Origin of the sequence: Corynebacterium pilbarense (assembly GCF_026930265.1) — a bacterium.
In the GTDB taxonomy this organism is placed as follows: Bacteria; Actinomycetota; Actinomycetes; order Mycobacteriales; family Mycobacteriaceae; genus Corynebacterium; species Corynebacterium pilbarense.
Genome location: NZ_JANRML010000004.1, coordinates 38,984 through 50,619, shown reverse-complemented (window position 1 = coordinate 50,619; position 11,636 = coordinate 38,984). Strand labels below are relative to the sequence as shown.

Below are 11,636 nucleotides of genomic sequence, written 5' to 3'. Positions count from 1 at the left end.
CTCGCTCATGCATTATGTGAGCTGGGACCGCTCGAACCGGGACGCGCCGAAGCTTTTGGAGGAGGACGGCCCGGACGTCCTCGGCGTGTTCGAGCACGACCGCGCGATTGTGTGCGGCCAGAGCTGGGATCTGACGGCGCACGCTGAGTCGGGCGCGCTGGCCACGTGCGGCGGTGAGGAGATCGTGCGCACCTCCGACAGTTTGAAGCGCGCGAAGCGCATCGACGCGGTTGTGGGCGGTACCCCGTACGCGCTGATCCCGGAGACGTCCAAGAACTGGGTGGTCGAGGGCCCGGACGGCGAGAAGGTCGCCCAGTTCACCCAGGATCACAACGGGGTGCGCAAGGCCATCCTCGAGTTTGAGGGGGAGACGCAGCTGCCGCCCGTGCAGGTTGCCGGCTTGGCGTGGCTTTCGCGCTGCGTGCTGGAGGCGCGCAAGATGGCCAATTCCACCGCGTTGATTGCCACGCTAGTGTTCTTGTCGCTGTTTGTTGTGGTGGTGGCGGTGCTGTGATTTGGCAGGGAGCCTCGCTTATCGACGACCAAAGGTCCGTCGCCCATTCCACCCCCGACACGATCACGGTGGGCGAGACCGTGTTGCGCGTCACGTCCGATAATCCAGTGAAGTTCCGCGCCTTCGACGTTGCGACGAACGAAGAGTACCTGCTGCGCAAAGCCGGATTCACGGTGTCGCGCTACGCCGCAGAGTGCGCCGGCCGCCGCTACAGCCTGAACCGCTCGGGCTTCGACCTGCTGGCCGGTGCGATCACCCCGAAGCGCGAGATTCGTGACGGCACCGGCGAGCTCATCGCTGTGACCCGGGGCTTCCCCTCCGGCGAGCTCGGCGTCGACGTGGCGGAGCCGACGCTTCGCGCCGACGGGTTCGACGAGATCCAGCTGGTGGACCTCGCCTTCATGACGTGGGCGCTGACCTTCGTCGACGCGCCGGCGCGTCGCACGCGCTACTAGCAGCTAAAAGGTGCCGCCGCGGTTGGAAGGGCGCCCGCCGGAGAACCCGCCGCCCCCTCCGAAACCGCCGCCGCCGCCTCCGAGACCGCCGCCGCCGAAGCCGCCGGAGAGCATCGAGCCCCACAGCACGGCGCTGGCCAGCGAGCTGGCGGTCTGCTGGTTGCGGGCGGCCTGGTAGCGCCGCAGGTCGTCGTTCGCGGCGGCCTCGGCGCGTCGCGCGGTGTCGGTGGCGGCGCGTGCGGCGTTGATGCCCGTGCGGGTGTCGCGCACGCGCAGCTGGTGGGCCTGGGCGTACTGGCGCTTCGCCTCCGCGAGCAGGGTGCGCGCGTGCGAGCCGATGATGCGCCCGCGCGAGAGGATGAGGTCTTCGGCGCGCTGGATTTGGGCGCCGGCGACTTGCATTTGCTGGTCGAATAGCTGCAGCGCGCGGGACTGGTCGCCGGCGATGCCCTTGGCGCGATCCAGCGCGGCGTCGATGTCGGCGTCCATGCTGGTCAGCTCCTGGTAGAGGGCCAGCGGGTCGGTCTCGTCGCGGTCGCCGATTTCGCTCAGCATGCGTTGGGCCTTGGAGGAGACGGTGTCGAGCGAAGCGACGTCGATAGGCGCGCCCTGCGCACGCGCCCCCTTGACCTGCTCGATCTCGCGCAACTCGTCGCGGATCTCGGAGATCAGCGCCGGCAGGTTGGCCTTCGCGGCGCGGATGTTGTCCTCGGCGTGCTCGATGGCGGCGAGGTTGGTGTCGGAGACGTTGACGGCGCGGGTGGCGGCGGCCAGCGTGTCCAGCAGCGCGCCCTGGCGCCCGGCCGGCTTGTCGGCAAGGGTGCGCGCTTCGCCGAGGGCCTTTTCCGCCTCGTCCAGCGACGCCTCGGCCAGGTCCACGTTGTCCACGATGGACTCCAAGATCTGCGCCGGGTACTCGCCCTGCAGCTGCGCCAGCGTCGCACGCGCGGGCTCCAGGCGCGCCCGGATGTCCACGGTGCGCGCGAGGACCTTCTCCACCTCTTCGGGCGCGCGCATGAGCACGCCGCGCATCTCGTTGAACTCGGTCGTCTTGTCGCGCAGCGCCTGCTCCGCGCGGCCGGACGAGGAGATGATGTCCACCAGCATGGCGCGCTTTTCGGGTTCGGTTTCCGGGATGGCGTCGTAAAGCTTCTGGTGTGTTGCAAACGCGCGCTGCAGGGTGGTAGTGGCCTCGTTCATCGCGGAGGTGAACGGGCGCACGCGGTCCGCGCCGAACTCGGCGGTGGCAAGCTCGAGCTCCTGCTTGCCCTGGGTGATGGATTCGTCGGCGGAGACCAGCGCGTCGCGCGCGACCTCCTCCAATGTCGGCGTGGGCAGGCGCCCCAGCGAGTCGGTGTCCGACGGGTCCAGCGCCTTGGCGGACTCGATCTGCTTGGCCTGCTGCTTCTTCGAGCCCTTGCGCGTGGCCGCGTACACGCCGCCGCCCGCGAGCGCCGCCACGCCAAGGCCGCCAGCGAGCCAGCCGGTGCCCGCGCCATCGCCTGACGACGAGCCTCCGCCCGCCACCGCATTCACCGCATTCAACGCCGCGGAAGACCAGTTCATCTGCGACAGCTGCGCGTAGGCGGCGTCGTTCATGCGGTCGATCTCGGACTGCGTCCACTCCTCGCCGCCGCCGACGTTGTACAGGCGCTCATCCGGCGAGATCGCCAGCACGGCGGTATTCGAGCCGTTCGCCGCCACGGCCTTATCCACCCACTCCGGCGGGGTGTACTGCCCGAACGAGCGCAGGAACACCACGCGCACGGACTTGCCCTGAGTTTGGCTCACCTGCTGGATCGCCGACTCGATCTCGGAGAGCTCGGCGGGGGAGAGCACTGCGGCGTCGTCGGTCACCGGTTGCGTGAGCCGGCCTGGCTCGAGCGAGGCCTTGGTGGCGGTGGCTTGGGCCTGGATGAGGGCGGGCGGAGCTTCCGTCGCAAAGCTGAGTGCGGGTGCGGCGGCGACAAAAAGGCCGCCGGACACGGCCAGGATGCGCAAGTAACGGCTAGTCATGCCGACTAGGGTAGCGCGACGTGTACGTTTACAACGCCGTCGATACGCAGCGCCGCGCCGACGAGGCGCCGAAGGGCGCGCAACTCGCTCCGGATTCGCGCGGGGATTTCGCCCGCGACCGCGCCCGCGTGCTGCACTCCGCGGCGCTGCGGCGCCTGGCGGACAAAACCCAGGTGGTCGGCCCGCGCGACGGCGACACCCCGCGCACGCGCCTGACGCACTCGCTGGAGGTCGCGCAGATCTCGCGCGGCATCGGCGAGGGCCTGGGGCTTAGCCCCGACCTGTGCGAGATGGCGGGGCTGACCCACGACATCGGGCACCCGCCGTACGGCCACAACGGCGAGGTCGCGCTCGACGAGGTCGCGCCGTGCGGCTTCGAGGGCAACGCGCAAACGTTGCGGATCCTTGCGCGCCTGGAGCCCAAAGTGCTTATCGACGGCACGTCCTTCGGCCTCAACCTCACCCGCGCCTCACTCGACGCGGCCGTGAAGTATCCGCTGACGCGCACGAACGTGGACGGTTCTGTGAACCGGAAGTACTCGGCCTACGACGAGGACGCTGCCGTGCTGGAGTGGGTGCGTGAGGGGCACGTCGATGGGGCGCCGCCGATGGAGGCGCAGGTGATGGATTTTTCCGACGACATCGCCTACTCCGTCCACGACGTCGAGGACGGCATCGTCTCCGGGCGCGTGTCGCTGCGCGTGCTGTGGGACTTCGTGGAGCTGGCCGCGCTGGCCGAGAAGGGAGCGGCGGCGTTCGGCGGCGATGCGGACTCGCTTGTCGACGCCGCCGATAGGTTGCGCGCCCTGCCCGCCATCGCCTCGGCCGCCGAGTTCGACTACTCCCTCAGCGCGTGGACGGGGCTGAAAGCCTTGACGTCGCAACTGGTGGGCCGCTACGTCGGCGCCGTCACCCGCGCCACCCGCGAGGACGACGGCAACCGTGCCCTCGCGGACGCTTCTGGCGCTGCGACCTCCGGCGCGCCTGGCCTCGGCCTGGGCCGGCAGCACGGGCGCCTCGTAGTCCCGCCGGACGTGGAGGCCGAGGTCCGCCTGCTCAAGACCGTCGCGGTGCTCTACGTCATGGACCAGCCCGCCCACCAGGCGCGCCAGGACCGGCAGCGCGATCGCATCTACCGCGTCCACGAGTACCTGCGCGCCGGCGCGCCGGGCACCCTGGACACGATGTTCCAGGCGTGGTTCAACGCCGCCGAGACGGACCTGGAGCGCGAGCGGGTGATCGTGGACCAGATCGCGTCCATGACCGAGTCGCGCCTGGAGCGCACCGCGAAGAAGGCCGCCGCCTTCGAGGGGTACTTCTAGGGCGGCGCAGAGCGCTACAACCGCCCGGCGATGGCGGCGAGCGCGGCGCGGGTGCCGATCTCGCCGGGCAGCCAGGGCAGCTCGATGCGGGGGACGTCGGGGAGTTTCGCGTCCAGCAGTTCAAGCGCGTCGTCTTCCACGGCGCGGCGGGCGGCCATGAAGTCGCCGGCCTCTTGAGGGCTGCGGCGGTTGATCACCAACGAGCCGACGCGGATGCTGTTGGACGTGAGGTCGTCGTAAAGCTCGCTGCTCTCGAGCACCGGCAGGCGCTCGGCGGTGAGCACGATGTGGAACGCGCAGGCCGCGGGGTCGGTGAGGATGTCGCGCAGCCGCTCGAACTTGCGGCGGCGGCGCAACAAGGTGGCGCGGATTTCCTGGTTGCGGCGCTCCACTGGGTCGTCGACAGTCCCGCCCAGGCCGCGCACCGCGCGCGAGAACTTGTCGGACTGCTCGCGCCGCTGCATCAGCCCGCCGGTGTACGCGGCCATGAGCTCCGGCAGCGCCAGCAGTCGGGAGGTGTGGCCCGAGGGTGCGGTGTCGAAGATGATGTGGTCGAAGCCTTGCCTATCGACGAGCTCCGCCACCGCCTCCAGCATCGCCGCCTCATGCATGCCGGGTGAGTGCCGCGACAGGTCCAGATGGCGGCGGATCTCCGGGTGCATGCGCTCCGGCATCATCGCCCGCATGGAGCGCTCCACCTCCGCGAGGTGCCGCTCGGTGGTCGCGGCGGGGTCGAGCTCCACCACGTGGAGGTTGGGCTCGAGCGGCGTGAGAGAGTGCCAGCCTCTGAGAAGGCTGCGCTCATTCCCGCAAACCCCTAGTAAGCCCTCCCGAGAATGCCCGTTTTTCGGCCTTACTAGGGGTTTGTTGCTAGGGGTCTGCGGAGTTGGGAGGAGGACAGGCCGGTGGGCGCCGGGAACCTGCTCCGCCGGCCGTGCCGCCAGCCGTGCCCGCCGACCGGCCTGCCGGCCCAATACCCGGCAGGAACAATGCGCCTCCGGTAGTCTCCGCAGCGGGGTAATTAGTCAAGGGGGGACTAATGAAAGACACGCGCAAGAAGGAACTGCGGGAAAAGCTCGTCGACCTGCGGAGGGTGTCGTCCGTGGACACCGAAACGCACCGGCGCATCAGTGAAGGCGAGATGGTGCAGCTGACCAAGTCGATCTACTTCTGCGCCGCGACGTGGAAAAAGCTCAAGGAGTACCAGCGGGCGTTTTTGAAGTGCTACGCAGCAGGGTGCCAAAGCAGACGCGCGGTACTCATCGACTGCTCGGCAGCCAGGCTGAACGGCGTGTGGACCATCGCACGCAACGAACCTGTCACGCTTGCGGTGCCGAATGGGCGCCCGGCCTCCACCAAAGGCGTCTGGACCGGGTACGAATACCGCCACCGCCAAATCCCGGAAGCCGACATCATCCACGACGGGTCCGTGCGCTACACCAATGCGATCCGCACCGCCGTCGACATCGCGCGTGAACGCGGCGTGCGCGAAGGCGTCATAGCGATAGACAGCGTGCTCTCCGGCCACGGCGACCAGCTCTATGACGAACTGCTGCACCAGTTCCGCGCCACCATCACCCGGTTGGCCGGCACGAAAGGCATCGCCGATGCCCGGAAAGCGCTCCCGCTGGCCAGCAGACTTTCGGATTCACCCTACGAGTCCCTCCTGCGCTTGATCCTCGACGCCCACGGGGTCCCGTACCGCACCCAGGCGGTGATCGGGCGGTACCGGGTGGACTTCCTCATCGGCGACAACCTCGTCGTGGAGGTCGACGGCTGGGAAAAATACGAGGAGGTCCCCCATGACGTCCTGCGCAAGCAGCGTGCGCGCGATGATTGGCTCGCCGAGCGCGGTTACAAGGTCTTGCACTTCTACACCAGCGACTTCTGGGGCGACGAAGCCGATTTGATCCAACGCATCCGCAACGCGTGGCCGGCCGCCCGGAGATTGCTCCCCGTGCAGGTGAAGCCGAAGGGCTACACACCGACCGGCCCGGGGCGCAACGTGGCGCTGCCGCCGGACTTGCAGGAAGCCGTCGACATGCTAAGCAGGGCGTGAGCCCTCGACTTCCGAATACATTCCGAATATCCTCAGGGGCATGACACTCGCAGCAGGAACTCCACCGCATTCCCGCCGCTCCTCTGACCTGAGCAAGCGGTCCGCCGAGGTGTTCGCCGAAGCGGAAAAACACCCGGTCACGGTCACACGCCGCGACGGGGAGTCGCTGGTGCTCATGTCCGCGCGGGAGGCGCAACGGCGGGCGCAGTTGCTGGAACTCGCGGCGCAACTCATCACCGTGGCAACGGAAGGCGTCGGCAGCCTTGGCGAACGAATGGCTCGAGCGTTCCCCTGGATGTTGGCGCTGTCGCAGGCAGACAGGGAATCGTGTGCGCAGGAGCTTATCGACGCAGCACGCGCCTCCTTCGCCACCGAACAACCGCAACTCGCCCTCGCCGAGTTCACCGCGTGGAAGGAAACTGCGACCGCCATCGCGGCAGGACTCGGGGATGTCGAAACCGACTGGCTTACAGACAGTGAGCCGGTGGAGCGCCCCTAGCGATGGCGGCCGGGAGGAAGGGGGAGCTGGTACCGCGGCCCTCAAAGAAGGTCGAGTACGACATCCGCTTCGCCTCGGCTGGGGCGAAGAAGGGGTGGCGCGACCTGGTGGCCACCATGCGGAACTCGATGGCGGACGTGTGGGATTTCCTCACTCGTACCCCGACGGCAACCACTCCCACCAACTATCGGCTGAAGGGAGAGCTTGGGGCCTTGCGGCGAGGCGGGCGCTCGTACGAGAGGTGGCAGCACAAACCGACGCTGAAGGGCTCGGCGCGGATCTGGTTCTACGTCGATGGCCGCACGGTCTACCTCGAGGCCGTGCACACCAGCCACCCGAACGAGACGAAGTAGCCCCTCCCGCCCGCAAACCCCTAGTAACAGAGCCCTAGTATGCGCCATTTTGGGCCTTAATAGGGGTTTCTTACTAGGGGTCTAGCGGGAAAGCTCGACGCCTTCGTCGGCGAGGACTTCGAGCAGCCCGCCTATCGACGCCTCCGGCATCCCCCAATCCGTCACCACCACACGCTTCACGCGGGTCTCGCGCAACAGGTCGGCCAGGGCGTCGAGGTTGCGCGGCACCGGGCGGGCGTCAGGGGACGCACCGTCGGGGGACGCACCGTCGGGGGACGAAGCGGCGCCCGCGCCGTAGACGGCGGCGATGATGGCGGCGCCGAGGTCTTCGATCGAGCGCACCGGGCGGGTGAGAAACACAGCGGGCATTAGTTGACCTCCATTTCGCAGAAGGATTCGTAGTGGTCGGCGGTGTAGAACCACTCGTCGACGTGGCCGTCCGAGCCGCCACCGGTGACGATGCGCCGCGCGCCGCGGTGGTGCACGCCCGGGGTGTCCACGGTGTACTCGCGGTAGTAGTTGCGCGGCTGCTCGGGCAGGATGCGTTCGTAGTTGCCGAAGCGGCGGTCGTCGTTGTCCGGGTGGGGGAAGGGGCCGCCGGCTTCGATGAGGTCGACGGTGTCCCAGGCTTCGTCGGGAAGCGAGCCGCACGCGGGCAGCCCGGAAGCCGACGGAGCCGACGACTCAGGAGGGGCCGGAGGTGGCGTCGATAGGCAACTGCTCAAAAACAGGCACGCGAGCAGGACGGATAGGCGCTTCATGGGCAATATCGTGCCACGCGCTAGAGTGAGCGCCATGGCTAGGGGCAGAATTCCGGATAGCGACATTGAGGCTATCCGTCAGCGCGCGCCGCTCGACGAGATTGTCGGCGAGTACGTGCAGCTCAAACCTGCCGGTCACGACTCGCTGAAGGGCCTAAGCCCGTTCAAGGACGAGCGCACCCCGAGTTTCCACGTCCGCCCCGCGCATGGCTACTACCACTGTTTTTCCACGGGCAAGGGCGGCGATGTCTTCTCCTTCATGATGGAGATGGAGCAGCTGTCCTTCCCCGAGGCCGTGGAGGCGGTGGCGGATCACATCGGCTACCACATCAATTACCAGGGCGGATCCACCGGCGCCCGCAAGGTGGACCGCGGCACGCGCCAGCGCCTGTTGGCGGCGAACAAGGCGGCGCACGAGTTCTTCCGCGAGCAGCTGGAGACCGCCGACGCCGCCCCCGCGCGCGACATGCTGCTCAAGCGCGGCTTTTCCCGCGAGCTCATCTACGACTTCGAATGCGGCTACGCGCCCCACGCGTGGGACCCGATGACCAAGCACCTTCTGCGCAAGGGCTTTGAGGCGCAAGAGCTTATCGACGCCGGCCTGTCCTCGATGGGCAAACGCGGGCCGATCGACAAATTCCGCGGCCGGTTGATCTGGCCGATCAAGGACACCGCCGGCAACGTCATCGGCTTCGGCGCCCGCAAGCTCTACGAGGACGACCGCCTGGGCAAGTACATCAACACCCAGGACACGCTGCTGTACCACAAATCCAAGGTGCTCTTCGGCATCGATAAGGCGAAGAAGAACATCGCGGAGAAGCACCAGACGGTGGTGGTGGAGGGCTACACCGACGTGATGGCGATGCACGCCGCGGGCGTGGATACGGCGGTGGCCACCTGCGGCACCGCGTTCGGCGGCGACCACATGAGCCTGATCCGCCGCCTCATGCTCGACGACAGTTTCTTCCGCGGCGAGCTGATCTACACCTTCGACGGCGACGAGGCCGGCCGCAAGGCCGCCATGCGCGCCTTTGAGACGGACGCGGAGTTCGGCGCCCAGTCCTTCGTCGCGGTCGCCCCCGACGGCATGGACCCCTGCGACCTGCGCCTCGCGCGTGGCGACGGGGCCCTGCGCGACCTCGTCGCCAGCCGCGTGCCGGTGTACGAGTTCGTCATCGAGTCGCTATTAAAGGACTACTCGTTGGATTCCGCCGAGGGGCGCGTGCAAGCCTTACGACGCACCGTGCCCGTCGTCGCCACCATCTCCGACAAAGTGCTCCAACAGGAGTACGCCCGCCGCCTTGCCGGTTGGGTCGGCTGGCCGAACCCGGACGAGGTGCTGGAGCAGGTCCGCGCCGAGGCCAAGAAACCGAAAAAGCAGAAGCGCGTGCCTAAGGCGGATGTGAAAGACCCCGCCGCGGCCGGCCCGGACAGCTCCGGCGCCCAGTCCGAGATCCTCATCCCTCCGCGCCCGGACGACCCGGTGCTGTGGCCCCAGCGCGAGGCCCTGAAGCTTGCCCTGCAGCACCCGGCTGCGGCCGGCAACTACTTCGACGGCATCAACCCGGACGCCTTCACCCACGACGCCTACCACCAGGTCCGCGAGGCCATTACCGCCGCCGGCGGCTGCGCCCGCGCCGGGGCTGCCGCGGCCGCGGCGGGTGCGCCGAGCCCCGGCACCGCGCCGGGCGCCACCCCCGACAGCACCGCCGCTGGCGCCCCCGACGCGTCGAATTTCCTCGCCGCGGTCGCCGGCGAGATGCGCGACTACGCCGGCCGCAACTTCGTCTCCGAGCTGGCCGTCGAGCCCGTCCACGCCGACGACCTGTACGAATACGCCGACTCCGTGCTCTCACGTCTGCAGGAGACCCGCGTGGGCCAGCAGATCGCGCAGCTGAAGTCGCAGCTCCAGCGCATGCGGCCTTCCGACGACGAAGAGGCCTACAACGCCCTGTTCTCCGACCTCGTTGCCCTCGAGCAGGCCCGCCGCGACCTCAACGACCGCGCCTTCCGCGGCAACCGGTAGGGGCGCGGGTGTACTGAAATTGGAATGTGGCAAATATTTGCCACATTCCAAAAACACACCATCCGTGTGCGAGTGGTGCCGGACGAAAAATTGGGTGGGCCCTTCGCAAGGAGCCGGCCCACATGAGGAAACCGGTTACCTACAACCGGCTACCATGCAGAAAAACTGCTGGTAGCCGGTTGTGGGTAGCCGGTTTGCGTGCGGCCGCGGCAGGTCGGGCGAAACCCCCGGAACCGGGGCAAACATTGGCCTTACGCTGCGGAGTGCTGTTTGAGAATCTGCCCGACTCGGCCGTAGCTGATGCCCAGAAGGTAGGCGATGTCACGGTAGTTGTAACCGCGTTCAGAGAGGTCTTTCGCGTGCTGGGCGATTTTCCCCAGTTGATCGTGTTCTTGCCGACGCAGCTCTTCGAGCTCGTCTCGTGCCGAAAGTGCCGCCTTTTCCGCTTCGCCACCGATGGCGAGTTCGATCTGGGCGGACTCTGCATCGTGGGTCAGTTCGGGAAAAAGTCCAAGGGCGTCTTTGAATTCGTCTTCAATCTGATCAAGGCGACGTGCTTGGACGATGACACCAGGGTCTTGATCGAGTTGGCCGACCCACCAGCCGGAGTCACGTTGGACAGTCGCGGTAAAGCAGTTCATCGTTATTTCAGTCCAATCTGCTTATAAATCTTTTGGGCGGCGAGATCGGGAATTTCTCGATGCCTGGGAACAGTCGTGTAGCGGTCACCGACCCATATACGTGTGTGGTATCCGCCTTCTTTGATGGTGAGTTCCTGCTCGGTTGTCTTTGCGTAGTGGGATATCGCTTTGAGGATGTCCTTGCGTTTTGTCACGATTCTAGTTTAGTGCGATTGACTTAATCAAGTGTAGTGGTCTAAACGAAAGGGGTGGGTGGTGTGCTGCTTGCCACTGACCACCAAAAAAACAAAACCCGGCGAGTTCAGGTTTTCCCTGAGCTCGCCGGATCGCACACATTCCCCCTACTCGGAGCGGCGGGCGAACTCCCGCAGTGCCCACTCGACGGCGTCCAGCGGCAGCTCAGCGTCGTAAGCGTCGCGCGCCGCCTTGAGCGCCTCGAGGTACTCGCCGTACTCCTCGGCGGACCAGTCGCCCTCCGATGGCAGACCAGCGATGCGCGCGCGGTTAGAGCAGATGATCACCGGCTTCGACGCCTCCCCAGCCTCCTGCTCCCCGGCCAGGAAGTACGCCACGGCGGAGGCGAACTTCGGCGGCAGCCCAGTCGCCACCAAAGAGCCGTACGCGTCAACGGCGCCGACGCCGTCCAGCTTCCGCGCCGCCGCCAGAAGCTGAGCCGCGTTGCCCTTGTTGCGCAAAAACGCCTGCATCTGCATCACCTGGTTGGACTGGCCGGCAACGTAGGCGAAGCAGGCGCCCAAAAAGTCGATGATCTGCTCGCGCGCAAACCCGGATTCGCGAACGTCCGCGCCGAACGCGAAGACTTCGGAGCGGGTGATGGAGGCGGTGGCGTCGTCGCGGAACGGCGGCACGCGGCGCAGGTGGTGCGGCCACCCGGTTTTCCAGCGGATGGGGGAGAAGGTCACGGAGTCGCCCAGCACGTCCTGCGCGGTGGGCTTGACGGTCTCGAGGGCTTCAGCAATCTGAGTCATG

General features: G+C 67.3%; 14 protein-coding genes. 7 read left to right on the top strand and 7 right to left on the bottom strand.

The window, feature by feature from the left end; all coding sequences use genetic code 11:
- The first annotated feature begins 7 nt into the window (after window positions 1-7).
- Complete coding sequence (locus NUW87_RS04780) at window positions 8-514, top strand: hypothetical protein (protein ID WP_269027480.1); 507 nt, start codon at window positions 8-10, stop codon at window positions 512-514.
- On the top strand, window positions 511-969 hold the full coding sequence (locus NUW87_RS04775; RefSeq protein WP_269027479.1) for a hypothetical protein: 459 nt from the start codon (window positions 511-513) through the stop codon (window positions 967-969). Before NUW87_RS04780 ends, NUW87_RS04775 begins: the two co-directional genes overlap by 4 nt.
- 3 nt (window positions 970-972) lie before the next feature.
- Here NUW87_RS04775 and NUW87_RS04770 read toward each other — a convergent pair whose 3' ends face one another.
- Entirely contained in the window at window positions 973-2,985 is a 2,013-nt protein-coding gene (locus tag NUW87_RS04770; protein ID WP_269027478.1) for a TPM domain-containing protein, read from the bottom strand.
- Window positions 2,986-3,005: 20 nt separating this feature from the next.
- Between NUW87_RS04770 and NUW87_RS04765 the strand changes: the two genes are divergently transcribed.
- Window positions 3,006-4,307, top strand: a complete 1,302-nt coding sequence (locus NUW87_RS04765) for a deoxyguanosinetriphosphate triphosphohydrolase (protein ID WP_269027477.1) — start codon at window positions 3,006-3,008, stop codon at window positions 4,305-4,307.
- A gap of 14 nt (window positions 4,308-4,321) precedes the next feature.
- Here the strand turns inward: NUW87_RS04765 and NUW87_RS04760 are convergent, their stop codons facing one another.
- Entirely contained in the window at window positions 4,322-5,281 is a 960-nt protein-coding gene (locus NUW87_RS04760) for an ArsA family ATPase (RefSeq protein ID WP_269027476.1), read from the bottom strand.
- 65 nt (window positions 5,282-5,346) lie between these two features.
- Here NUW87_RS04760 and NUW87_RS04755 point away from each other — a divergent pair, with 65 nt between their 5' ends.
- The 3 genes from NUW87_RS04755 to NUW87_RS04745 are packed head-to-tail and all read left to right on the top strand — an operon-like array spanning window position 5,347 to window position 7,218.
- Window positions 5,347-6,366, top strand: coding sequence for an endonuclease domain-containing protein (locus tag NUW87_RS04755; RefSeq protein WP_269027475.1), 1,020 nt, complete (start codon window positions 5,347-5,349; stop codon window positions 6,364-6,366).
- 40 nt (window positions 6,367-6,406) lie between these two features.
- Entirely contained in the window at window positions 6,407-6,865 is a 459-nt protein-coding gene (locus NUW87_RS04750) for a prevent-host-death protein (protein WP_269027474.1), read from the top strand.
- A gap of 2 nt (window positions 6,866-6,867) precedes the next feature.
- A complete protein-coding gene (locus NUW87_RS04745; RefSeq protein ID WP_269027473.1) occupies window positions 6,868-7,218 on the top strand; it encodes a hypothetical protein in 351 nt (116 codons plus the stop codon).
- An 81-nt stretch (window positions 7,219-7,299) separates the two neighbouring features.
- On the opposite strand, the gene NUW87_RS04740 is transcribed toward NUW87_RS04745, so the two are convergent.
- Complete coding sequence (locus NUW87_RS04740) at window positions 7,300-7,587, bottom strand: hypothetical protein (RefSeq protein WP_269027472.1); 288 nt, start codon at window positions 7,585-7,587, stop codon at window positions 7,300-7,302.
- Window positions 7,587-7,979: a guanyl-specific ribonuclease gene (locus NUW87_RS04735; RefSeq protein WP_377734948.1), complete on the bottom strand. Its 393-nt coding sequence runs from the start codon at window positions 7,977-7,979 to the stop codon at window positions 7,587-7,589. Before NUW87_RS04735 ends, NUW87_RS04740 begins: the two co-directional genes overlap by 1 nt.
- Window positions 7,980-8,013: 34 nt before the next feature.
- Between NUW87_RS04735 and dnaG the strand changes: the two genes are divergently transcribed.
- Window positions 8,014-10,005: a DNA primase gene (dnaG, locus tag NUW87_RS04730; protein WP_269027470.1), complete on the top strand. Its 1,992-nt coding sequence runs from the start codon at window positions 8,014-8,016 to the stop codon at window positions 10,003-10,005.
- Window positions 10,006-10,256: 251 nt separating this feature from the next.
- Here dnaG and NUW87_RS04725 read toward each other — a convergent pair whose 3' ends face one another.
- The 3 genes from NUW87_RS04725 to NUW87_RS04715 form a co-directional block, all read right to left on the bottom strand.
- On the bottom strand, window positions 10,257-10,646 hold the full coding sequence (locus NUW87_RS04725; RefSeq protein ID WP_083290156.1) for a hypothetical protein: 390 nt from the start codon (window positions 10,644-10,646) through the stop codon (window positions 10,257-10,259).
- Window positions 10,647-10,648: 2 nt separating this feature from the next.
- A complete protein-coding gene (locus tag NUW87_RS04720) occupies window positions 10,649-10,840 on the bottom strand; it encodes a toxin HicA (protein ID WP_239218656.1) in 192 nt (63 codons plus the stop codon).
- A gap of 147 nt (window positions 10,841-10,987) precedes the next feature.
- Complete coding sequence (locus NUW87_RS04715; RefSeq protein ID WP_269027469.1) at window positions 10,988-11,635, bottom strand: 8-oxoguanine DNA glycosylase OGG fold protein; 648 nt, start codon at window positions 11,633-11,635, stop codon at window positions 10,988-10,990.
- Between the last annotated feature and the right edge of the window lies 1 nt (window position 11,636).